Here is a 23733-nt window from a genome sequence, read left to right on the forward strand (position 1 = left end):
TGCATGAACCAGGAAAACATATCACTTTTTGGCGAGCCGCTTCACTGCTTTCTTCTAGAGCATGGAGAAACCGGTGACGACATCGGCGCAAGAGACCGCGCTTGCCTGCCTGGACGGCATCCAGCCCCTGCTGTCGGCATGGACACGCACCATTTTCGATTTCGGCGAGACCGCCTGGCGCGAGTACCAGTCGGCCGCCTGGTATGTCGATCGACTCAAGCGCGAGGGATTTTCGGTCGAGGAAGGCTCGGGCGGCATGCCGACCGCCTTTTGCGCCCATTGGACGAACGGTGCCGGACCGACAGTGGGCATGTATGCCGAATATGATGCCGTGCCCGGCAATTGCCAGGACGCCGTGACGGTGAGGCAGCCGCGACCTGGCCTTGGCGCCGAGGCCGGCGGCCATACCGACCCGCATTCGGGGCTCGGCATAGCAAGTCTCGGCGGCCTGCTCGCCACCAAAGCCGCCATGCAGCGCCACGACATTCAAGGCACGCTGCGCTTTACCGGCGAGCCGGCTGAGAAAGTGCGCGGTTCGAAGCCAATCCATGCGGCAAAAGGCTACTATGACGGCCTTGCCGGCATGATCTCCTTCCATCCCTTCTACATGCTGCCGCTCTGCAATACCGCGCGCTGGGACACGCATTGCGGCGCGGCCTACGCGATGATCTATCGCTTCGTCTGCGACGAACCCGAAAATTGGGTTCGCGCAAGCGACGGCGCACCGATCCCGCAGGCGCATTCGGCGGTCAGGGCACCGGGCGCCAACGATGCACTGATGACCATGTACATGGCTTCCAAGGCGTTGCGCGATTCCATGCTGCCACACCAGGGCGGCTGGTCGATCAGCGAGGCTATCCTGACGGCCGGCCAGGCCACGGCCGACAATCTGCCGGCGGGACTGGCCGAGATCCAGTACATGATCCGCGTGCCCACCATCGGCATGGCCGAGCAGGTAACGGCGGTGCTCGACCGCAATGCCGCGGCCGCGGCTGCGATCAGCGGCTGCCGCTACGAGCGGCACTGGGTGTCGAAGTCACGGCCTGGGCTCGCGAACCATGCCATGGCCGGGATTGCCTATGAAGCCCTGTCGACGGTCGGGCCGCCACGCTGGGACCAAGTCGCCAGAACAATCGCGCGGGAAATCCAGGTCAATACCGGCGGCACTGCTACCGAAAACCCTTTTATCGAGGAGCTTGAGCGGCTGATTTCGCCACAAGAGGCCGAGGCGATCCTGCGCCGCGACCTGCCGCCGTCCCAGGTGAACTCGACCTCCGACGACTACACCGACATGAGCTGGCACGCGCCGACCGCCCGCTTCTATGTCGCCCGCCCAGCGCTCCGCTCGGCGAATGGCGGTGCCTATCCCTCCTGGGTGATGAATGCGCTGGGTGGCATTCCGGCGACGATCGACCCGATGGTCATCTGCGCCGCCAAGACGGTCGCGCTGACGGCGCTGCGCCTGCTCGAGGACGAGACCGCCCGCGATGCGGCAATGGACGAGTTCATCACCCGTACCGGCGGTGGCGTCGGCGGCTCCAACTGGATCGCGCCGCTCTGCGACTACGACCCGCCGATCAACTTTCGCTGGCCGGAATATGTCACCACCGCGCGCGGCCGCGACTGGTGGATCCCAAGCAATGCATGACCTGACCAACCCTTTAGAAGAGCCCACGAGGAGAACCCGCATGACCGTCCATGACCGCATCATCGCCGAGCCGTTTTCGCTGCAACGCCGCAACCCGGCCGGCGGCACCCAGCCGCTGACCGTCTGGGGCTTCGCCAACGAAACCGACGTGTTGACCGACGTGCTGCTCGGATCGCCGAATTTCCTGCGCCACCTGTCGACCAGTTCGCTGTCGCGCAAGCACCTGCGTGAAGCCCCTTGCAACGTTCAGATCGCGCAGGCACAGCACAAGGATCTTGTCGCGGCCTACGAGCATTTCGGCGTCAACATTCACTGGCACGAGCCGACGCCGGAACTGCCGATGCAGGTCTATTCCCGCGATTCCAGCGTGATGACGCCTTATGGCGCCATCATCACCGCCATGGCCAACTGGTGGCGGCGCGGCGAGAACTACGCCGCCATCCGCACCTATGAAAAGCTCGGCATCCCGATCTACGACATGGTTACGGCCGGCACTTTCGAGGGCGGCGACTTCAATGTCATCGAGGACGGCGTGGTGCTGATCGGCTGCGGCGGCGCCCGCACGCAGGAGGAAGGCGCCCGGCAGGTGCAGGCCTGGTTCGAGAAGGAAGGCTGGGAGACACGCATTGCCTTCATCGACGAATATTACGTCCATATCGACCTGATGGTGGTGCCGATCGCCGAAAAGCTCACTGCCGTCTGCCTCGCCTGCACCGAGCCTGGCATCGTCGACTGGCTGAAGGGCAAGGGGCACGAGATCATCGACGTTCCCTTCCAGGACACGATGGCGCTCGGCTGCAACTTCATGTCGCTGGGCAAGGACCGGGTGATCGCGCCGACGTCCAGCAAGACGCTGGTCGAAAAACTCAAGGCGCGCGGCTTCGAGGTCGCGGCCGTCGACATGAGCGAAATCTCCAAGACCGGCGGCGGTATCCATTGCATGGCACAGGCGCTGAAACGCGAGGCGGCCTGATAGTCGGGAAAACGGCAAAACAGCTCCCGCTCGCCGGCTCGAGCACCTGGCGGGCGAGGGACCGGCCGCCGGGTACCTGGCTCTTCCATCAACAAACCGTGCCCCTGTGTCCTCGCCGCCCTTGTGAGTGTCCGTAAATGGATGAATAGTCGGACAGGGCGCCGCCCTGAAATTGCCCGCTTGCGGTTTTCAGGTCGCGCCAGAACCGAGCCGGGTTTTTTGAATGGTCAGCCCTGAACCACGCAAGAGAAGAGGTCCGATCGCCGCCTGGTTGCTGGCGCTGGACGCGTGGCTCGATTCCTCGCTCTATGAGATCGGGTTCAAGGCACGCCAGTTCTGGGAGGCCGCGACGATCTTCTCGCGGCGCTTCCGTCTCAAGGGTTGGCGCCGCGGCTTCATCGAACTTTTGAGCGAAGGTTTTACACTCGGCGCCGGCGGCATGGTGGTGATGCTGGCGCTGGCGATACCCGCTTTCCAGGACACCACCGGCGACTGGCGTGCCCAGGGCGACTTCGCCGTCACCTTCCTGGACCGCTATGGCAACGAGATCGGCCAGCGCGGCATCATCCAGCGCGATTCCGTGCCGGTCGACGAGATGCCGGACCATGTCATCAAGGCGGTCCTCGCCACCGAGGACCGCCGGTTTTTCGACCATTACGGTATCGATGTGCTCGGCCTGTCCCGCGCGATCTTCGAGAACGTGCGGGCGAATTCGGTCGTCCAAGGTGGCTCGAGCATCACCCAGCAGCTGGCCAAGAACCTGTTCCTGACCAATGAGCGCACGTTCGAGCGCAAGATCAAGGAGGCGTTCCTGTCGCTGTGGCTGGAGGCCAATCTGTCGAAGAAGGAAATCCTGCAGCTCTATCTCGACCGCGCCTATATGGGCGGTGGCACGTTCGGCATCGAGGCGGCGGCGGACTTCTATTTCGGCAAGAGCGTCAAGGACCTGAACCTTGCCGAGGCGGCGATGCTGGCCGGTCTGTTCAAGGCCCCGACCAAATACGCGCCGCATATCAACCTGCCGGCGGCGCGCGCGCGCGCCAACGTGGTGCTGTCCAACCTCGTCGATTCCGGCTTCATGACCGAAGGCCAGGTGCTGCAGGCCAGACTGCACCCGGCCGACGTCGTCGACCGCGGCGAACAGAAGAGCCCCGACTACTACCTTGACTGGGCCTTCGACGAGGTCAAGAAGATCGCCAAGCCAGGCCAGCACTCGCTGGTTGCCCACACCACCTTCGACGCCAACATCCAGAAGGCGGCGGAGGAGTCCGTCGAGTTCCACCTGCGCCAGTTCGGCAAGGAGTACAACGTCACCGAAGGGGCCGTGGTGGTCATCGAGACCAATGGCGCGGTGCGGGCGATCGTCGGCGGCCGCGATTACGGCGCCAGCCAGTTCAACCGCGCCACCAAGGCACTGCGCCAGACCGGCTCATCGTTCAAGCCCTATGTCTACGCCACGGCGATGGAACACGGCTTCACGCCGAACTCGATCATTTCTGGCGGGCCGATCAGCTGGGGCAACTGGTCGCCGCACAATTACAGCGGCGAGTCGGCGGGCAACATCACGCTGATCATGGCGATGGCCAAGTCGATCAACACCGTGCCGGTGCGGCTCGCCAAGGACCATCTCGGCATCGCGCCGATCAAGGCATTGGCGGAATCGTTTGGGGTGGAATCGCCGCTCGAAGGGCACAAGACGATGGTGCTCGGCACCTCGGGCATGACCGTGATGGACCAGGCGACGGGCTACAGCGTGTTCGCCCAGAATGGCTTCGTCGGTTCCCGGCACGGCATCACCCAGCTCGTAACCCGCACCGGCGACGTGGTGTATGACTGGACCAAGGACGCGCCGCCGCCGCATCGCGTCCTGTCCGAGCAGGCGCTGAAATCCATGAACACCATGCTGGCGGCCGTGCCGGTGATGGGCACGGCGCGGCGGGCGCAAATTCCCAACATCGTCGTCGCCGGCAAGACCGGCACCACGCAATCCTACCGCGATGCCTGGTTCGTCGGCTTTACCGGCAACTACACGGCCGCCGTGTGGCTGGGCAATGACGATTTCACCCCGACCAAGAACATGACCGGCGGCTCGCTGCCGGCGATGGTGTGGCAGCGGTTGATGGTCTACGCGCACCAGAACATCGACCTGAAGCCGATCCCGGGGATCGACAAGCCCTTCGTCGACGAGGAGGTCGCGGCCAAGGCCGCCGAGGCACAGAAGAAGAGCGAGGAGCAGGCAGCGGCCGATGCCGCCGCCGAGCGGCCGCCGGTGCTGTCCAGTCGAACCACACAGACGTTGCGGGACATGAGCCAGATGTTCCAGGCGGCCCCCAAACTCGACGCCCCCGCTCCACCCGAAACGTTGTCGGCACTGTGATATCCGCCCGCTGAGACAAGACCGACTGGGAAATCCATCACGCCTGCTTGCCACAAGGCCCCGGGCCGCGATATCCCCGAACGGCAATTCTGCGCGCACCTGGCCCTTCATGCTCAAGAACGCCTTCCTGATGCTGATTTCGCTAGCCATAGCCATTGGCGGAGGCGGTGCCAGCGTCTGGTATGCGCTGAAGATCCAGGACGGTGTCGGCGCAATCAGGATCGGCCAGTGGACTGCCTTCCCCGACATCGGCACACCGGCCGCGGACCCCTATTCCAAGGCCCGCGTGGCGCGCGAGGGCGTGCTGGCGCTTGGTCGCGCCGAGGGCCTGTCCTTCGTGGCGGAAAAGGATGCCGCCGGCGACCAGCTCAAGCGGGAATGCATCTACAGGATCGAGGGCGGATTTCCGACAGCGCGGTTCTGGACGCTTTATGCCGCAGATCAGTCGCTCGGCGTCGTCGAGACCGGCAAATCGCGGCTTGCGGCTCTTCAGTCCTACGAGGTGCTACGCCAACCGGACAATTCCGTGATTATATCCGTGGGCCATCACCCGATGCCGGGCAACTGGCTGCTGACCGACGGTTCTGGACGGATGTATTTCGTCCTGACCCTCTACGACACGCCGATCGCCAGCAGCACCGGCCTGTCAGACGTTTCGCTGCCCAGGATCGTCAAGGCGGGCTGCGATGCGTAGTTTGCGTGCCGCATTGCGCAGGCTTCTCCATGCCATCCTGCTCGGCCTCGTCGGCGCCGGCATCGTCCACATTGTCGTCCTGCTTCTGGTGCCGGAATTTTCGGAACGCGACGCCTGGTCGCGTCTCTCCATGGCTTCGGATCTCTACAAGATGAACCGGCTCGATGCCGAAGCGGGCGGCGCACCGGTGGTGAAATCGGTTGACCCGCTGTTCTACGCAACGGCCTGCCGCTTCGACCTCGAGGAAGGAATGGTCCGGATCAAGGCGCCGGGGGACGTCCCGTTCTGGTCGGTGTCGGTCTATGACCGCAGCGGTCACAACATCTATTCCTTCAACGACCACACGGCGGCGGGCGGCAAGCTGGATGCCGTCGTGCTGACGCCGGCGCAGATGATCGACGTGCGCAAGGACCTGCCCGAGGATCTTCAGGGAGCGATCTTCGTCGAGGCGCCTATCGATGAAGGCATCTTCGTCATCCGCAGCTTCGTACCCGACGAGAGCTGGAAGCCGATCGTGTCGCGCTTTCTCGATCAGAGTTCCTGCGAGTTGCAGGATTTCTAAGCCGCGATCCTCGATCGCTGATCCGGAGCAGAGGGCCTGACGGACCACACCATGGCTTCAGCAAAGCTCAGTGGTGAGGGACTGCTCAGTGATGGGGGACTGGCGTCCGTGGCGATCCCGGCTTGTCCGGCCCTGCAGGCCGGGCTTCGCCGGTGCTGGACCGTTCATAACGGATGCCGGGAAATATGATCACCGCCGCCGGTATTTCGGTGGTTTGCTTGGCTCGATTGGCCGGTGCCGCACGCGGCACGAAAGACAGTACCATGCCCATGATTCGCGCATTCCTCTCGGTTTCCCCGGAGCACAACGCAACGCCTCCAAATATCATTAAGGCCGGCAGAGGGTTAACGGAGCGCTAACGGATCGCGGCTAAATTGATCTTTGTTCCCGGGTCAGTGAGTTCTGACCGAGGCAATCGCGAAACCGACATAGTCCCGGTGCGCGAGGTCGAGTGTGTATCTGGTGTCAGGCGTATCCTTCGTGTCATCTTCGGATTTCAGGCAAATCGCGATAAGGACGCAAGCGGGAAAAGCCGAAAGGCTGTTCCGCGCCGCCGTTTCCGCGTTCTGCTCTCTGACGCGGCCGTCGCGCCGGGAGATCGGCCAACTCGAAGACCTGACGCTGCCTCTGTTCGATGATGTATCCGTCGAATCGCGGCGCTTCGTGGCAGCCGCCCTTTCCGAATGCGAATACGCACCCGCGGCCCTGGTGCGGCGCCTCTGCGAGGAACCGGTCGACATTGCCGCTCCACTGCTCATCCGCTCGCGCGCCGTCAGCGACATCGACCTGATCGCGCTGATTGGCCGGCATGGGCTGCCGCATGCGCGCGCCATAGCGCGGCGCAAGGACCTGAACCCGACGATCGCCGATCTGATCAGGGCGCTCGAAAGGCCAACCCTGGTGCGGACGCGGGATCCGGAAGCTGCCCCGGCGCAGAGCCTTGTCGTGAAGGCGCAAGCGACGGCGGACAGCGCGGAAACTCAGCAGACACCCGGCGTTGCCGCCGAGAGCGCGCGGCGTAAGCTGCGCTCCATGATGCGCACCGGCGACCAAGCCTTGGCGGCGAAGGTCGACGCGTTCCCCGGTGCGGACACCTTTGTCAAACTGCGCGAGACGGCACTGACGGGAAATGCCGCGTTCTTCCACACCGCGCTGGCGGACGCTCTCGACATTGATTTTTCGATTGCGCAATCGCTGACCTTCCACCAGAACTATGCGCCGCTGCTTGCGGCGCTGCGTTCGCTCGACTTCAGCGAGGACCGGGCATTCCTGATCACTGTCGCCGTCTATCCCGGCCTGTTCCCGCATCCCCAGGCCATCCGCGCCTATCTCGACCGCTACCGCCTGCTGCATCGCGACGCGGCCCTGGACAAAGTGCGGGAGTGGAAGGCCGAAACCCTGTCCAAGACGGTTCGCGGCAAGCCACCGGCAAACGGCGACAGCCGCAGGGCCTCCAACAGCGACGAAGCCGACGCCCCCGGCCTCAGGGCGTCTTCACGGAAATAAGCTCCTCGACGGGAACGCTCCCGGCCTCGATCTCGACCACCCAGATGTCGGGATCGAATTTTTTCTCGCGCTCCAGTCTCGCATCCAGCACGGCGGCATCATTGCCGGCGGCGAGAAGGCTGAAAAACCGGTCTTCGGGCTTGGCCGAATCGTAGCTTGTCTGCGGTGCCGGCCCGTAGAGAGCCGTTTCACCCAGCCTGCCCCGCGCCAGGATGAACACGGCCCCGGCCTCCGTCGCACCGCGATTGACCACGGCGGCAAATCCGCCGGCGCCGAAAACCCGGCGCAACAGGGCCGAGACCCACAGATCAGCGGTTACGCGCATGGAAGACTCCCGACGACATGCGGGCTCTCTACCGAAATTTCCCGTGCAGGGCGAGCCGTCGTTTTCTGCCGTCAGTTGGTGAGGCCGATCTCGCGCATCTTGACGTAGACGATCTCGTCGGGCTCGCCGGTCTGCGGCAAGCCGAACAGCGACTGGAATTCCTTGATCGCCGCCTTGGTACGTGCACCGACGACGCCATCCAGTTGCATGTCGTCATTGCCGAAGGCCTTCAGCCCGGCCTGGATCTTGACGATGCGGGGGTCAGGCCCCTGCAAAGCGGCGTTCGCCTGTGCCTCGTTGGTCTGCAAGGAAACGGGAACGGCGGCTGGCGGCATGTCAGGACGAGGTTGCGGTTTCGGCACGGCAGCCGTCTTCGGCGTTGCACCCAGTTGATCCAGGAGCAGTGCGTCGATCTCGCCCGAGGCGTTCAGCCCGACCCTCTGTTGATAGGCCTGTATGGCCTTGCGCGTGTTGGGGCCGGAGATGCCGTCGACGGTGCCGGAGTAGAAATCGAGGTCCTTCAATATGCCTTGCACCTGCTCGACCACCGGGTCGCCCTTGATCGGGGCGGGCGCGGCATTGGACCGCACGATGTTGATTGTCGTCTCGGGCTCGTCGGCGGCGGCGTGCGGAAAGCCCTGGAAATTGCGTGTGGCGAAAAACGCTCCGGCGTGCGGGAAAGGCTGATACCATAGCGCATTCGCCGAGACGTAGAACAGCGTCACCAGGAATGCGGTCGATCCTCCCACCAGGACGGGATTGCGCGAAATCATGCCGCCGACGGCGATGGCGCCGTCTTGAAAGGCATTGCCGCGGCGTTTGAGCGCCTTAGCCTGTTTTGCGGAGCGAGCCATTTCCGTCCCCTTTCGCCCTCGTCACCGGCATTGTCAGCACTCCGGTCGGGTTGGCGGGGCGCCCCTTCGGCCCGCCGACCGGCAGGCTGATGGTCACCGTGGTGCCCTCGCCCGGCATGCTTTCGATCGACATGGTCCCTTCATGCAAGGCCACCAGCCCCTTCACCAGGGAAAGGCCGAGACCCGTGCCCTCGAAACGGCGGGTATAGTCGTTCTGGATCTGCGTGAAGGGTTTGCCGAGATTGGCGAAATCCTCCTCGGCGATGCCGATACCGGTGTCCCTCACCCAGAAATGCAGACGTGAGCCGATCCGCTTGGCGCCGACGACGACATCGCCGCCGTCGGGGGTGAACTTGATCGCGTTGGAAACGAGGTTGATGAGCATCTGCTGTACGGCGCGGCGATCGGCATTGATATCGCCGGCGTCAGGGGCGATCTGCGTCTGCAGGTCGATATTCTTGGCCTGCGCCTGCAGCCGCATCATCGACTGGCACATGTCTACGGCTTCTACGAACCGGAACGGCTCCGGCTCGGTGGCGTAGACGCCCGATTCGATCCTCGACACGTCGAGTATGGATGTCACGACTGCCAGCAGATGCTGGCCCGAATCCCGCACCAGACCGACATATTCCTTCTGGCGCGGATCTTTGAAGGCGCCGAACATCTCGTGCAGCAGCATGTCGGAGAAACCGATGATGGCGTTCAACGGCGTGCGCAGTTCATGGCTCACGACTGCCAGGAACCGGCCCTTAGCCACTTCGGCGGCGGCGGCCGTCTCATTGGCTTGCGCCAGTTCTTCGCGCAGCCGCGCGGTCTCGTCATTTTGGCGCAGGACAAGCGTGAAGACGTCGCCTTGTTTCTCGCCACGCACCAGTTCGAGCGCGAATGGCTGGTAATTGTCGGCCACAAAGCCATTTCCATTGTGGGCGCCGTTGCCACTCTGGGGCAGCCTGATGCGCAAGTCGAGGCGGCGCGACCGTGCGCCGTCACGCATGTCGGCCAGGGCGCTGAGATAGGAGACGCGGTCCGACAGGTGCACCCGATCGAAGAGGCCCGTTCCGGACAACAGTTCAGGCGGCAATTTCAGAAGCGTACGCGACTTGGCGGATGCATCCACGATCTCGCCGTGGCGGGCGACCCGCAAGACCACCGCGTCGATGATGTCTTCCAGTCGATCACCCGCATCGAGCGTATCGGCCGCGCCGGCAGTGCCGCGAAAAGCCGATATGCGCGGGATGAGGGCCAGCGCCCAGGCCAATGGCACCAGCCAATGCCAGGCGGCGATGTGCGCATCCGTGAATGGAAGGAAGGCGGCCGACAAGGACTGAAGGGCGATGGCGATGACGGCTGTCGCGCCCCCCCACAATGCCGCACGCCGTGACGCGCCGATCCACCAGGCTTCGAATGGCAACGCCAGGGCAAGCATGGCGACAGGTGAACTCAATCCGCCGGCGGCACCGATGAGACCGGCAAGGGCAAGCGCCGCCATCGCCAGGGCGATCGGCCCCGCAGCAGCCATCTTGCCGGTAGCGGCTACCAGCAGGGCGACGAACCAGCACAGGCCGAAGGCCGCGAAAATGGCGGCCATGGTCACCGCGGCGCCCATCCCCGATGTAACCAGCGTGACCGCGGCACCCGCTGCAAAAAACGGCGCGGCCAGCATCACGCCGATGAAACGGCGCTGGCGCTCGCGGTCGCTCCGTTCGAGAACGCTGGGATGAACCATGCGCTCACAACCGGCCGCTATTGCACCAGGCAATTCAGCGTATCTGGCCTCGATCGGCATCAATTCAACGCACTCGCACTCGTCGTGAACAGCTCTGCTTTTGCAGATTGTCTTGGTTGGCTTTGAAACTCGCATCCAGCGTTTAAGGAATGGATAAGGCAGGGCCGACCAAGGCCCGCCCTGCGGCAAATATCGGGATGACGGCGGCCGAAAACCCGGTCAAATGCAGCCATAGTAAACGGAGGGTTATCCTGGCGGCCCTGTCGTCGGACCGCGGGCCAAGTCGTCGAAGCCGCTTTATTTCCTCGAAGACACAATTCATTCAACGGGATAGATGGTTATCGAATGGTGAGAAGGATCGTTCCGATATGAAACAAATCGACAGCAAAACGCTTCGTTTCGAATTTGCCTAAAATTTGAGGAAAATTCTCGGCGATCGTGCAAGCCGTCCTTCGTGCCTGTGTGTCAACATCCTGCCCATAAAAGAGGTCATGCCATATGATGCATGATCCGGTCACGACGAGAGGCAAGGCATGTTCTTCCTGATAAGAATGGCTTTCTGGTTTTCACTGGTGCTGCTGGCGCTGCCGCTGGGTGTCGGGTCCGATGAAACGGGCCAGGAAAGCGTCGGGCCGATCCAGGCCCTGTTCGCGGCGCGAGACGCCGTCGGCGACATCGCCGGTATCTGCGAACGCAAGCCCGATGTCTGCGAGACGGGCAAGTCGGCGATGCACACCATCACCGCACGCGCCAAGGAAACTGCCAAGATCGCGGCGGCCATGCTGGACGACAAGTCCGCCGGCTCCGATACCTCGACAATGACGGGCAGCGTGCCGGAAGTCGTCCTGCCTGAAACGGTCAACCTGCCGATAAACAATTAAGCCGTCTCGACGGCGCACCGCGGGCAGTCTGCCCTCTCGACGCCCGCGGTGTCCTTGTTTTTTCCGTGACGCGGCGCCGCCGCGTGACTATATCCGGGTCATGACGACGACGATCCAGACGATCCGCGACGACTTCTCGTTCCTTGACGAATGGGAGGATCGTTATCGTTACGTCATCGAACTCGGCGAAGCGCTGCCGCCCTTTCCCGATGCGGAGCGCAACGCCACCAACAAGGTGCCAGGTTGCGTCAGCCAGGTCTGGCTGACCACCGAACGGGGTCCGGGCGCCGACCCCGTCATCACCTTCACCGGCGATTCGGACGCCCATATCGTGCGCGGACTGGTTGCGATCATGCTGGCGCTGTTTTCCGGAAAGACGGCCAGCGAAATCCAGAAAATCGATGCGGAAGCGACGCTGAAGGCACTCGGCCTCGACGAGCACCTGTCGCCCCAGCGTGCCAACGGTCTTCGCTCGATGGTCAAGCGCATCAAACGCGACGCCGAGATGGCGCTCGCCCAGACTGCCTGATCGACCTGTCGATCTTCCGCCCACCCCTGAAATCAAACGGCGCCCGAAGGCGCCGTTTGATTTCAATCCAATCTGGCAAGCAGCGACTACCGCGCCGCCTTGCGCTTGCGGCCGAGGCCCATCTTCTTGGCAAGCTGCGAGCGGGCCGCCGCGTAATTCGGGGCAACCATCGGATAGCTTGGGTCCAGGTTCCACTTTTCGCGATACTGATCGGGCGTCAGATCGTAGTGGGTCATCAGGTGACGCTTGAGCGACTTGAACTTCTTGCCGTCTTCGAGACAGACAATGTAGTCGTCATGAACCGAGCGCTTCGGGTTGACAGCCGGCTTCTGCTTGTCGGCAGGCGCCTGTTCGACGGTTCCGCCCACACGCCCGAGGGCGGCATGGACATCGGATATAAGGTTCGGCAGTTCGCCGACCGGCACCGGATTGTTGCTGACATAGGCAGCCACCACGTCGGCGGTGAGCTCGATCAGCGCATCATTGTTTCTGGAAGGTGTTTCGACAATATCCATGGTCTTCAGGCCCCAACAAGAGTTACGTCGGTCTGTGCCCCTTTTTACAGGCAGGGCATTGCACGAATTTGCGCAGATAGAGCTGCCGCGATTCGTGTCACGGGGACATCAATGCGGCCGCAGGTCAAGTAAGTCAATTCGTTGCGCGCATTATATTTATGAATCTTGATCAACTATTCCGCGATCAGCTTCAATCTTTCGTGCATCATGTAATTTTTCGATATTTCGCCCGCCAAACCGATAAAGCCTGACGTAAGGTCAGTTCACCGTTACATTCGCGATAACTCACAAATCAGGTTTCAATGCTCTCGTTTGCTTTGCCGTCGCTTCGGCAAACTTGGTTGTTCGCATCTGTCCTCAAAACCACAGGTTGCCGCTCCTCTCTGTCGGGCAGGCAACCAGGCGACATGCCCGCCGGTCGAACCCGTCGGGGCCAAAATCGATGGTCGCTCAATACGGGATGATATATCTGCCATAGGCCCAGCCGGTCACGAAGGTGCCGTTCTTGGCCGGCTCATGCCAGACTTCGCACCAGCGATAGCGAACCGTCTGCTGCTGTTTCCATGCCGGTTGATTGGCGATATCGAGCAGGTTTATGCCGCCGGTGCATCGTCCGGTCATCTGCAGGACGGTCCCGTTCGGGTATGCGACCTGCTTCTGGGATGTTCCCGACGGATATTTGCGCACATTGAGCGTGTCGCCGAACGGCACATTGGCCACTTGCCAAGCCGAAAATACGGTCGCATGAGACTGGCCGGCAAAGACCAGACTTAGCGAAGCGACGGCGAAAGCCGCAGCAATACGAGACCGAATAGTCATCTTCTCTCCCCCGGCCGTCGCATGGGCCGACACCAACTCTACGCCACAGCTCTTGAACCTGCCCTGATCGGCGTGTTCATTCGTCATTCAAGATATTTCCAGAGCGAGACGCAATGACCAGGACTTCCCGATTTCCAATCGCCAGCGCCCCTGCCCCCGAGAAAAGGCCCGTCTCGGACACGCATCACGGCATCACGCGAACCGATGAATATGCCTGGCTGCGAGCGGATAACTGGCAAGAAATGTTCAGGGATCCTTCCTTGCTCGATCCAGGTATCCGCGCCGAACTCGAAGCCGAGAATGCCTATCAGTCGACGCTGATGGCCGACACGTCAGATCTGCAAAAGCAGCTTTTCAAGGAAATGAAGGGCCGCATCAAGGAAGATGATTCTTCCGTTCCCATGAAGGACGGGCCTTATGCCTACGGCTCTTCCTTCAAGCTCGGCGGCGAGCAGCCGCGCTATTTCCGAACGCCGCGCGGCGGCGGACCCGAGCAGATCCTGCTCGACGGCGACGCCGAGGCCGAGGGCAAGGCCTATTTCCGGCTTGGCGGCGTCGATCATTCGGCCGATCATAGCAAGCTGCTATGGGCCTTCGACGACAAGGGTTCGGAATTCTACACGCTGCGTGTGCGCGACCTTGCCGACGGCAAGGAACTGGCGGACCAGATACAGGCCACCGGCGGTTCGGGCGTCTGGGACGCGGGCAATGACGGGTTCTTCTATACGCGTCTCGACCCAAACCACCGGCCGTCGAAGGTGCTGTTTCACGCACTGGGGCAGGCCCCTGAAACCGACCGGCTGATCTACGAGGAAACCGACCCCGGCTTCTTCATGAACGTCGACGGGACCCGCAACAATCAATGGATCATGATCGGCATCAACGATCACGAGACTTCGGAATATCGCCTCTTAAGCGCCAGCGATCCATTTGCCGAGCCGAAGCTGGTTTCGGCGCGCGAGACCGGCCTTCAATATGAACTTGAGGAAGGCGGCGATATCTTCTTCGTCCTGACCAACGCGGACGGTGCCAAGGACTTCAAGATCATGACGGCGCCGGCGAGCGACCCGGTCCGCGCCAACTGGCAGGAACTGGTGCCGCATGAACCCGGCCGGCTGATCCTGTCGGTGATCGGCTTCAAGGACCACATGGTGCGGCTCGAGCGCAAGGAAGGCCTGCCGCGCATCGTCGTGCGGGATCGGGCCAGCGGCGAAGAGCATCTGATTTCCTTCGATGAGGAAGCCTTCTCGCTCGGCCTTTCAGGGTCCCTGGAATACGACACCGAGATGATGCGTTTTTCCTACTCGTCGATGACGACACCGTCGCAGATGTTCGACTACAACATGCGCACTCGTGAGCGTGTGCTGCTCAAGACCCAGGAAGTGCCGTCCGGCCACGATCCGCACCTCTACGTCACGAGGCGGCTGATGGCGCCGGCGGCCGATGGCGAACTGGTGCCGATCTCGCTTCTGCATCACCGCGACACGCCGCTGGATGGCTCCGCGCCATGCCTGCTCTACGGTTACGGCTCCTACGGTATCACCGTGCCGGCCGCCTTCAACACCAACTGGTTCTCGCTGGTGGACCGGGGGTTCGTGTTTGCCATTGCCCACGTGCGCGGCGGCAAGGACAAGGGATATGGCTGGTACGACGACGGCAAGCGGGCGCACAAGATGAACACGTTCACCGATTTCATCGCCTGCGCCCGCCACCTCGTTGCCGAGCGCTATACCGCGCATGACCGAATCGTCGCGCAAGGCGGCTCGGCCGGCGGTATGCTGATGGGCGCCATCGCCAACATGGCGCCGGATTGCTTCGGCGGCATCGTGGCCGAGGTTCCCTTCGTCGATGTACTCACCACCATGCTCGATGCAACGCTGCCGCTGACCCCGCCAGAATGGCCAGAATGGGGCAATCCGATCGCGTCGGCCGACGATTACCTGACGATCGCCGCCTATTCGCCATACGACAATGTCGCCGCGCTCGACTATCCGCCGATCCTGGCGCTCGCCGGTCTCACCGATCCGCGCGTCACCTATTGGGAGCCGGCCAAATGGGTTGCGCGGCTGCGCGACCGCAAGAGCGGCGACAATCCGGTACTGTTCAGGATCAACATGGATTCCGGCCATGCCGGTGCCTCCGGCCGGTTTTCACGCCTGGAGGAGATCGCCTATACTTATGCCTTCACGCTGAAGGTGACGGACAAGGCATAGCTCACGGAGGAACGCTGCGATGATCGATCTGGCCACAGCGATAGCTTACATCGCGGTTGTGCTCGGCTTTGTCTTCATTCCTGGTCCGGCCACATTGTTGACGATCGCCCGCGCAACGAGTTCGGGGACGAGAGTCGGAATCGCCACAGGCGGCGGGATCGCTGCCGGCGATGTGTTTCATACCGCCATGGCGATGGTTGGGATCTCGGCTATCATCGCCACATCGGCGACGCTGTTCAGCATCGTAAAGTATATCGGCGCGGCCTACCTCGTTTACCTCGGCATTCGGGCCATCATCGAGAAAGCGCCAACCGATCCGACCGCCGGCGCGCTTGCAAGCTCCGCCGGCAAGGCGTTTCGACAGGCTGTCCTGACCGAGGTGCTCAACCCCAAGACCGCGCTTTTCTTCCTGGCGTTCCTGCCTCAGTTCGTGCGGCCCGAAAACGGATCAGTGATGGTTCAATTGGCCGTATTGGGGATCATCTTCGTCATGCTGGGGCTTTTCAGCACGGTCGTGTTTGCCGTGAGCGCAGGGCGGCTCGGCAGTTTCCTGCGCCGAAATCCGACAGTGCTGAAATGGCAAGGCAAGGTTGTCGGCGGCATCTACTGCGCCCTGGGTGTCCGCCTCGCCTTGCAAGAGCGCTGAGGCCAGGCGACCCACGTCTGCTGGCAGGCCTGATGATCATCACTTTTTGAATTCCGCGCGGCTCATTTCCGCTCGCAATTGCGACGGTCGCGCGCTACCCAAGGCACGGTTTTCCCGGGCACGAAGTCCGCACTTGCACAAGGGTCCATTATGCTGCTCGTCGACGTCTATCTCGACAAATCGCCGATCCAGGGCATCGGTGTGTTTGCCAAGAACCATATTGCCAAGGGCACGCTGGTCTGGAAGCTCGACCCCCGGTTCGATCGGATCATCGACGTCGAGACCTATGAGAGCGAAACCGGGCCGGTGAAGAACTACCTCGACCGCTATTCCTACCCCGACCGTCGCGATCCCGCCTATATCGTCTTCGAAGCCGACGATGCCCGCTACATGAACCATGACGACGAGCCGAATTGCGATGTCTCGTCGCCCGAGGAGACCTACGCCTTGCGCGACATCGCGCCTGGCGAGGAGATGACCTGCAACTACAACCTTTTCTTCGAAACGGGCTTCGATTTCCTCGGCGATCGCCACCTGCAGTCCGAGGATTAGTTCGTACTTTTCTTGCGCGCCGGATAGCCGTTGGGATGCGGCGGCACCGCCTTCAGATAGGCAGCAATCGCCACACGGTCGTCCGCCGTCAGCTCGGCCATGTTGCGCTGCACGTCGACCATGGCGCCGCCGACGGAATCGAAATCCGGCGTGAATCCGGTTTCGAGGTAGTTTGCGATGTCGGACGCGGACCAGCTGCCGATACCTCCCTCGCCCGAAGTGATGTTCGGCACGACGCCCGAGCCCTCGGCGGCCACCGCACCGGCCAGCCATTCGCTTTTCCTGGTTCCGCCAGCGAGGTCGCGCGGCGTATGGCATTCGCCGCAATGGCCCGGTCCTTCGACCAGGTAGCGGCCCGCCATCACGGGGTCTGGCGCGCCATCAGGCAGGGGCACGACAGGCTTGTCACTGAGATAGAGCCGCTTCCACAGGCCAATGCCGCGCCGGATGCTGAACGGGAACGCCAGCGAATTGCCGGGCGCCTTGCCGGCGACGGCGGGAAGCGTCTTCAAGAAAGCGTAGAGGTCGGCGACATCTGACGGTTTCATGCGCGCGTAGGAGGCATAGGGGAATGCCGGATAGAAATGCTCGCCCGAAGGCGACACACCTTTCAGCATGGCGTTAGCGAGATCCCCGACCGACCATGCGCCGATGCCGTCCTCGGGATCTTGCGAAATATTGGGCGGAACAAAGATGCCGAATGGCGTCTTGAGTTCGAGCCCGCCTATGAGCTGAAGCCGTGCATCGCCCTGCGATCCGGGCTTGGCATGGCAGGAGGTGCAGCCGCCGGCATAGAAGATGCGCTTGCCCCGGGCAACATCGCCTGGGCCGAGTTGCGCCAGGGTCGCCGCATCAAGCGTGACCGGTGCCGACAGCAGCCACCCCGCCGACGCGCCGGCGACCAGGACGAGGGCCGCGCCGACGAGCTTCTTCAGCCATGCCATGGCTGGCGATCAGCCCTTTTTGACCCTGTAGCCCTGGTGGCAGGTACCACAGTCCGAGCCGATGGTGCCGATCTGCGTCTTCAGCGCATCGACGTCGGCCGGAGCCGCCGCGACCGCAGCCTTGACATCGGCGAGATACTTGTCCTCAGTCGCCTTGAAGCCGGCCATGTCTTCCCAGATTTTTGGCGCCGCCGTGGTGTCGCCGGCGTCGGTGCCCTTCGGGAACAAGGCCTCTACGTCGAACTTCTCGGCATTTGCCTGCAGTGCCTGCAACTGCGTCAGCACCGCGGCGGCATCAAAGGGCTCCTCGCCCTTGACCACTTTCGACAGGCCGCCGACGATCTTTCCGCGTTCCTTCATCAGAGCCTGCCGATCGAGGATCGGATCGGCAAAGGCCGCCGATGCGGCGAGTGCGAGCATGGAGATGGCGATGACAAGCTTTCTCATTCATTTGGCTCCGTGGTGAAGGCATTTCAGGACAGGACGTTAACGGATGCGGGAGGTGGAATATTCCCATTCTCCCGCATGAAATTGCATGACCCTAGCCGTGGGGTTCGAGACGAAAAGAAAAGGCCCGGGGGTGCCGGGCCTTTCGGAAGATTGATCAGGCATTCGCCTTTTCGTAGAGTTCAAGCACGTGATCCCAGTTGATCAGGCTATCTACGAAGGCCTCGAGGTATTTCGGCCGGGCGTTGCGATAATCGATGTAGTAGGAGTGCTCCCAGACGTCGACGCCGAGGATCGGCGATGCGCCATGAACCAGCGGGTTCTCGCCGTTCGGCGTCTTCGATATCGCCAGCTTGCCGTCCTTGACCGAAACCCAGGCCCAGCCCGAACCGAACTGCGTTGTGCCGGCGGCAATGAAATCAGCCTTGAACTTGTCGTAACCGCCGAGATCGCTGTCGAAAGCCTTCTGCAGCGCGCCAGGGAGCTTGTTGCCGCCGCCGCCCTTCTTCATCCATTTCCAGAAATGGATGTGATTGTAGTGCTGGGCAGCATTGTTGAAGAGACCGGCATTCTTGCCGAACGATTGCTTGACCACCTCTTCGACCGAAAGATCGCCAAGGCCGGCTTCGGCGGCGAGCTTGTTGCCGTTGTCGACATAAGCCTTGTGATGCTTGTCGTGGTGATACTCCAGCGTCTCTTTGGACATATAGGGCTGCAGGGCCTCATAGTCGTAGGGCAGAGCGGGCAATTCGAAAGCCATGGGTAGTACTCCCTCGTGGAAAATCCGGTGTGGATACCGGAGTAAGATAGGTCGGGATTGAGCTGGAGCAACTCCGGAAGTGAAGCGCCGGTCCCTTTCTAAGCGGGTTCCCGGGAACTGTCACATGCTTTTCCTGTGACCAGCCGCGCGGCGACAAAAAGGCCGGCTATCTCAGCCAGCCGAGGTCGAATGCGCCCACTCCCAATAGAGTTCACGTGCCTTCTTGGCCACCGGGCCGGGTTGCAGATCACGGCCCTCCATGCGGGTGACCGGCACCACCTTGGAGTGGTTGCCGGTCGAGAAGATTTCGTCCGCTTCGAGGAAATCCCGCACCGACAGCGTCTTTTCAGTCGTCGTGAACCCATAGTCGCCAAGCAGCGTCATCGTGCGCGCGCGGGTAATGCCGGACAGGAAGGTTCCGTTCGGCGCCGGCGTCAGCACATGGCCGTCCTTGACCAGGAAGATGTTCGAGCTTCCGGTCTCCGCGACATTGCCCAGCATGTCGAGCACAAGCGCGTTGTCGAAGCCGCGCGCCTTGGCCTCGAGGATGGCGCGGCCGTTGTTGGGATAGAGGCAGCCGGCCTTGGCGTTGGTCGGCATGGTTTCGATGGTCGGGCGCCGGAATGGCGACACGGTCACCGAAAAGCCGGTCGGTGAGATCATCGGCGATTCATAGAGGCAGAGGCAGAAACGGGTCGAGGCCGGATCGGCCGGCACGCCCATGTAGCCGCCATGCTCGGCCCAGTACATCGGCCTGATGTAGACCGCCGTCTTGCCGTCGAATTTCTTCAACCCGTCCCAGGTCAGCCCGACGATCTGCTCGGGCGTCATGTTCGGCGCCAGCCCAAGCGCGATCGCCGAGGCATTGACGCGTGCGGCATGAAGTTCGAGATCGGGCGCCACGCCTTCGAACCACCGCGCGCCGTCGAACACGCTGGTGCCGAGCCACATGGCATGGCTGCGCGGCCCCAGAATGGCGACATTGCCTTCGTACCAATCGCCATCGACGAAAGTCCATGTCGCGGATTGCGCCGCCGCCGCCAGTGTCATCGCGTTTTCCCGTTCCGGTCAAATCTTGTGTGACAACATTGGATGATGCTTTGACCGCCGCCGTCAACCAGCATCGGGGAGTTTTGTTGAGGCCAGCGACGGGTGCGCTGCAATCAAGGCTTGCACCTTGTCCCGCCTCGCCTCAAAACTGTTGCCATGCAATACGCCGCCTACGTGTTCGACGCCTATGGCACGCTGTTCGACGTGCACGCCGCCGTGCGCCGCCATGCGGACGCGATCGGCCCGGACGGCCAACTCCTGTCCGAAATCTGGCGCGCCAAACAGCTCGAGTATTCCTGGGTTCGCACGCTGATGGGCGCCTATGCCGATTTCTGGCAGCTGACCGAACAGGCGCTGGATTTCGCCTTGCGCAAGGTCCCTTCGGCCGATCCGAGCCTCAAGGCGAAACTGCTGGAAGCCTATTGGCGACTGGACTGTTATCCCGAAGTGCCGGCCGTGCTGAAAGCGCTCAAGGCTTCGGGCGCCAGGCTGGCGATCCTCTCCAACGGTTCGCCCGAAATGCTGCAGGCAGCGGTCAAGTCGGCGGCACTCGACCAGGTCCTGGACGACATCTATTCGGTCGATGCGGTGCGTCGCTTCAAGACCGATCCTGTTGTCTACGACATGGTCGCCACGGGATGGCGCCTCTATCCCGGCGCGGTCTCCTTCCAGTCCTCCAATCGCTGGGACATTGCGGGCGCCACCAAATTCGGCTTCCGCACGGTCTGGATCAACCGCTCCAACCAGCCGGAGGAATACCAGGACTTGCCACCGGCCCTGATCCTGCCATCGTTGGAGGCACTCGTATCCGGCGCCTAACTGACCTGTGGCCCCAGCGCCACAGTGGCGGCGCAGTCACAGCTTCGCCTTTGTTTGTCCACGTTCGAGCCAGAATCGGAACCGCCTATCGCCTCAGGTGTTGTCAGGCACCCGCAGCGAACGTCGCGTGTTGACGCTTTGTTGCGATTTGAGTCTTAAAGAAGGCAGCCATGTCCATAACCGAAATCGAATCCTATCGCCTGAGCCGTCGCGGCTTCCTCAACGCCGCAGCCCTGGGCGCCGCCTCGATCGCGGTTTCCGCATGCGCCACCACCGGACCGGGACCAGTCGAGCCGCCGCCGCCACCAACGTATGTCGAGCCTCCGCTCGCCGACTATGCGTCGATGTACGCTGCGGTCAACGATGGCGGTTTCGATCTGCCGGCCATCCCCGTCGACAGGATCGATCCGCAGTTCCTGCGCCAGATCGTACCCGACCCGACCGGGCAGAAGCCGGGGACCATCGTCGTCGATACGACAGGCCATTTCCTCTATCTGGTTCGCCCGGGCGGCCAGGCCATTCGCTATGGTGTCGGCCTTGGCCGCGCCGGCTTCGAATGGTCGGGCGACGCCGTCGTCCAGTGGAAGCAGAAATGGCCGAAGTGGACGCCGCCGGATGAGATGATCGCCCGCCAGCCGGAATTGAAGCAGTACAGCGCCGACAATGGCGGCATGCCCGGCGGCCTAAAGAACCCGCTCGGCGCACGTGCGCTCTATCTCTTCCAGGGCAATGTGGACACGCTCTATCGCCTGCACGGCTCGCCGGAATGGCGCTCGATCGGCAAATCGGTGTCGTCGGGCTGCGTGCGCCTGATGAACCAGGACATTATCGACCTTTATGACCGCGTGCCCTCGAAGACGCCGGTCATCGTGACCAGCGACGCTCGCCAGCCGATGGTGGCGACGGCCAACCACAAGGCGATCCCGATCGATGCCGGCGTGCCGGATGGATCGGTGCTGCTCGGCCCAGTCAAAGCGGTCACGAACGCGATCTTCTGAGTTTCAGTTTCAGGGGGCAGCAGCGTTGCCGCTGCCCTGATCTACCGTCCCCGCGACAAACTACCCAGAATCCCGCGCACAATGGCACGTCCAACCGACGAGCCGACCGAGCGCACCACCGACTTGATCGCGGCCTCGGCCACCGTCTGGCGATTGGAGGGGCGCGGCGCAGGCGCGCGCCGGCCACCGGACTGCGGCGCGGGATCGTCATTGCCGAAGCCTGGAATGGTCCAGCGCGAGCCGCCGGTGCCGGTCTGCTGCGCTTGCGCCTCGGCGTCCTGCGCCTGCTTTGCCTTCTTCTGCAGCATTTCGAAGGCCGATTCGCGATCGACAACCTGGTCATACTGGCCGGTGACCGGGCTTTCCCCGATCAGCTTCTGCCGCTCGGCAGGGGTGATGGGTCCAAGCCGCGATGACGGCGGACGGATCAGCGTGCGCTGGACCATGGACGGAATGCCCTTGGCCTCCAGGGTCGAGACCAGGGCCTCGCCGGTGGCGAGCTGGGTGATGGCGATGGCGCAGTCGAAATCCGGATTGGGCCGGAAGGTTTCGGCCGCCGTCCTCACCGCCTGCTGCTCGCGGGGCGTGTAGGCGCGCAACGCGTGCTGCACGCGGTTGCCGAGCTGGGCCAGGACCTTTTCGGGGATATCCAAGGGGTTCTGCGTGACGAAATAGACGCCGACGCCTTTCGAGCGGATCAGGCGGACCACCTGCTCGACCCGGTCGATCAGCACCTTCGGCGCCTCGTCGAACAAGAGGTGTGCCTCGTCGAAGAAGAACACCAGCTTCGGCTTGTCGGGATCGCCAACCTCCGGCAGTTCCTCGAACAGCTCCGACATCAGCCAGAGCAGGAACGTCGCGTAGAGGCGCGGATTCATCATCAGCTTGTCGGCGGCCAGCACGCTGATGGCGCCGCGACCATCGCGGGTGGTGCGCATGATGTCGGCAATGCGCAAAGCCGGCTCGCCGAAGAAGTTCGCCGCGCCCTGCTGCTCAAGTACCAGCAGCGTGCGCTGAATCGCCCCCACCGACGGCTTGGTGACGTTGCCATAACGGGCGCTGATTTCCTCGGCGCGCTCCGCGATGTTGGCGAGCAGCGCCTGCAGGTCCTTGAGGTCGAGGAGAAGAAGGCCCTCTTCATCGGCAATGCGGAAGGCAATGTTCATGATGCCTTCCTGCGCGTCGGTCAGGTTCATCAGCCGCGACAGGAGCAGCGGGCCCATTTCCGAAATGGCGGCGCGGATGGGGTGGCCCTGCTCGCCGAACAGATCCCAGAAGATGACGGGAAATTCCTGGAAGTCGTAAGGGTCGAGCTTGACCTGTTCTGCCCGCTTGACCAGGAAATCCTGGGCGGTGCCCATCATGGCGATGCCGGAAAGGTCGCCCTTGATGTCGGCGCAGAAGACCGGCACGCCGGCGTTGGAAAATCCCTCTGCCAGGATTTGCAAGGTGACCGTCTTGCCGGTACCGGTGGCGCCGGTCACCAGGCCATGGCGATTTCCGTATTGCAGCAGCAGGTTTTCGGCGCGCTGATAGCTGTCGTCGGGCTTGCGGCTGGCGCCGATGAAAATACTGGTGTCGTCAGCCATAGGTCGGGTCTCCGCAAAACTGATGTGTCTAAGCCAGCCTTTGCCCGAAGGTATAGTGAGGCTGCCGCACAGCGACAATGACAATCGTCCAAGGCAGGACCTCAGGGCTATCGTCCAAATCGGACCAATCGCCAAAATCGGATTTTGGAACTTGCGGATTTCGATGGTGTTTGGCAATCGTCCATGGTCCGTCCACGCAAGCGACCTATATCAGGTGGATCGAATATCAGGTGGTCGAATTCAAGCCCTGGGCGTGCATTGCGATAACTGACCGGGGACCGTAGATTAGGCTGCCCGGGCTGGTGC

General features: G+C 62.5%; 23 protein-coding genes. 13 read left to right on the plus strand and 10 right to left on the minus strand.

The window, feature by feature from the left end; genetic code table 11:
- Positions 1-61: 61 nt before the first annotated feature.
- From LB524_RS10485 to LB524_RS10510, 6 genes are all read left to right on the plus strand, one after another.
- Positions 62-1648: an amidohydrolase gene (locus LB524_RS10485; RefSeq protein WP_224525845.1), complete on the plus strand. Its 1587-nt coding sequence runs from the start codon at positions 62-64 to the stop codon at positions 1646-1648.
- Between the two features lie 40 nt (positions 1649-1688).
- Positions 1689-2621, plus strand: coding sequence for a dimethylarginine dimethylaminohydrolase family protein (locus tag LB524_RS10490; RefSeq protein WP_224525847.1), 933 nt, complete (start codon positions 1689-1691; stop codon positions 2619-2621).
- Between the two features lie 223 nt (positions 2622-2844).
- A complete protein-coding gene (locus LB524_RS10495; RefSeq protein ID WP_224525848.1) occupies positions 2845-4998 on the plus strand; it encodes a transglycosylase domain-containing protein in 2154 nt (717 codons plus the stop codon).
- A 109-nt stretch (positions 4999-5107) separates the two neighbouring features.
- Complete coding sequence (locus LB524_RS10500) at positions 5108-5692, plus strand: DUF1214 domain-containing protein (RefSeq protein ID WP_224525852.1); 585 nt, start codon at positions 5108-5110, stop codon at positions 5690-5692.
- The gene (locus LB524_RS10505; RefSeq protein WP_140618565.1) at positions 5685-6254 is read left to right on the plus strand and encodes a DUF1254 domain-containing protein; all 570 of its coding nucleotides are present in this window, start codon (positions 5685-5687) and stop codon (positions 6252-6254) included. The genes LB524_RS10500 and LB524_RS10505 overlap by 8 nt, the downstream gene beginning before the upstream one ends.
- Positions 6255-6734: 480 nt before the next feature.
- On the plus strand, positions 6735-7760 hold the full coding sequence (locus LB524_RS10510) for a hypothetical protein (protein WP_224525854.1): 1026 nt from the start codon (positions 6735-6737) through the stop codon (positions 7758-7760).
- Here LB524_RS10510 and LB524_RS10515 read toward each other — a convergent pair.
- The 3 genes from LB524_RS10515 to LB524_RS10525 form a co-directional block, all read right to left on the minus strand.
- Complete coding sequence (locus LB524_RS10515; RefSeq protein WP_224525857.1) at positions 7738-8085, minus strand: DUF1491 family protein; 348 nt, start codon at positions 8083-8085, stop codon at positions 7738-7740. The two genes, LB524_RS10510 and LB524_RS10515, sit on opposite strands and share 23 nt — an antisense overlap.
- Positions 8086-8156: 71 nt before the next feature.
- Positions 8157-8939, minus strand: coding sequence for a peptidoglycan-binding protein (locus LB524_RS10520; RefSeq protein WP_224525860.1), 783 nt, complete (start codon positions 8937-8939; stop codon positions 8157-8159).
- Positions 8914-10665 (minus strand): PAS domain-containing sensor histidine kinase, encoded by a 1752-nt coding sequence (locus LB524_RS10525; protein WP_224525863.1) that lies wholly within the window; start codon positions 10663-10665, stop codon positions 8914-8916. Before LB524_RS10525 ends, LB524_RS10520 begins: the two co-directional genes overlap by 26 nt.
- A gap of 533 nt (positions 10666-11198) precedes the next feature.
- Between LB524_RS10525 and LB524_RS10530 the strand changes: the two genes are divergently transcribed.
- Positions 11199-11546 (plus strand): DUF5330 domain-containing protein, encoded by a 348-nt coding sequence (locus LB524_RS10530; protein WP_224525865.1) that lies wholly within the window; start codon positions 11199-11201, stop codon positions 11544-11546.
- Positions 11547-11646: 100 nt separating this feature from the next.
- Positions 11647-12075: a SufE family protein gene (locus LB524_RS10535; protein WP_015318647.1), complete on the plus strand. Its 429-nt coding sequence runs from the start codon at positions 11647-11649 to the stop codon at positions 12073-12075.
- Between the two features lie 86 nt (positions 12076-12161).
- Here LB524_RS10535 and LB524_RS10540 read toward each other — a convergent pair whose 3' ends face one another.
- Together LB524_RS10540 and LB524_RS10545 are read right to left on the minus strand one after the other, a co-directional pair.
- Positions 12162-12590, minus strand: coding sequence for a MucR family transcriptional regulator (locus LB524_RS10540; RefSeq protein ID WP_015318648.1), 429 nt, complete (start codon positions 12588-12590; stop codon positions 12162-12164).
- A 450-nt stretch (positions 12591-13040) separates the two neighbouring features.
- Positions 13041-13409: an SH3 domain-containing protein gene (locus tag LB524_RS10545; RefSeq protein ID WP_140618729.1), complete on the minus strand. Its 369-nt coding sequence runs from the start codon at positions 13407-13409 to the stop codon at positions 13041-13043.
- A gap of 113 nt (positions 13410-13522) precedes the next feature.
- On the opposite strand from LB524_RS10545, the gene LB524_RS10550 reads away from it, so the two are divergent.
- The 3 genes from LB524_RS10550 (at position 13523) to LB524_RS10560 (ending at position 16820) form a co-directional block, all read left to right on the plus strand.
- Complete coding sequence (locus tag LB524_RS10550) at positions 13523-15622, plus strand: S9 family peptidase (RefSeq protein WP_140618577.1); 2100 nt, start codon at positions 13523-13525, stop codon at positions 15620-15622.
- A gap of 19 nt (positions 15623-15641) precedes the next feature.
- A complete protein-coding gene (locus tag LB524_RS10555; RefSeq protein ID WP_140618579.1) occupies positions 15642-16268 on the plus strand; it encodes a LysE family translocator in 627 nt (208 codons plus the stop codon).
- 150 nt (positions 16269-16418) lie between these two features.
- The gene (locus LB524_RS10560) at positions 16419-16820 is read left to right on the plus strand and encodes an SET domain-containing protein (protein WP_015318651.1); all 402 of its coding nucleotides are present in this window, start codon (positions 16419-16421) and stop codon (positions 16818-16820) included.
- Here LB524_RS10560 and LB524_RS10565 read toward each other — a convergent pair.
- From LB524_RS10565 to LB524_RS10580, 4 genes are all read right to left on the minus strand, one after another.
- A complete protein-coding gene (locus LB524_RS10565) occupies positions 16817-17764 on the minus strand; it encodes a cytochrome c (protein ID WP_224525883.1) in 948 nt (315 codons plus the stop codon). The two genes, LB524_RS10560 and LB524_RS10565, sit on opposite strands and share 4 nt — an antisense overlap.
- 9 nt (positions 17765-17773) lie before the next feature.
- Positions 17774-18211: a c-type cytochrome gene (locus LB524_RS10570; RefSeq protein ID WP_224525885.1), complete on the minus strand. Its 438-nt coding sequence runs from the start codon at positions 18209-18211 to the stop codon at positions 17774-17776.
- A gap of 157 nt (positions 18212-18368) precedes the next feature.
- Positions 18369-18971, minus strand: a complete 603-nt coding sequence (locus tag LB524_RS10575) for a superoxide dismutase (RefSeq protein WP_015318654.1) — start codon at positions 18969-18971, stop codon at positions 18369-18371.
- A gap of 171 nt (positions 18972-19142) precedes the next feature.
- Positions 19143-20021: a branched-chain amino acid aminotransferase gene (locus LB524_RS10580; RefSeq protein WP_015318655.1), complete on the minus strand. Its 879-nt coding sequence runs from the start codon at positions 20019-20021 to the stop codon at positions 19143-19145.
- 156 nt (positions 20022-20177) lie between these two features.
- On the opposite strand from LB524_RS10580, the gene LB524_RS10585 reads away from it, so the two are divergent.
- Positions 20178-20840 carry a haloacid dehalogenase type II gene (locus LB524_RS10585; RefSeq protein ID WP_140618589.1) on the plus strand — a complete coding sequence of 221 codons (663 nt, stop codon included), beginning with the start codon at positions 20178-20180 and terminating at the stop codon, positions 20838-20840.
- Positions 20841-21010: 170 nt separating this feature from the next.
- A complete protein-coding gene (locus LB524_RS10590) occupies positions 21011-21838 on the plus strand; it encodes a L,D-transpeptidase (protein ID WP_015318657.1) in 828 nt (275 codons plus the stop codon).
- Positions 21839-21879: 41 nt separating this feature from the next.
- On the opposite strand, the gene LB524_RS10595 is transcribed toward LB524_RS10590, so the two are convergent.
- Positions 21880-23427, minus strand: a complete 1548-nt coding sequence (locus LB524_RS10595; RefSeq protein ID WP_224525887.1) for a helicase HerA-like C-terminal domain-containing protein — start codon at positions 23425-23427, stop codon at positions 21880-21882.
- Positions 23428-23733: the final 306 nt, after the last annotated feature.

It is taken from the genome of Mesorhizobium sp. ESP6-5 (assembly GCF_020164695.1).
GTDB classification, from domain to species: Bacteria; Pseudomonadota; Alphaproteobacteria; order Rhizobiales; family Rhizobiaceae; genus Mesorhizobium; species Mesorhizobium australicum.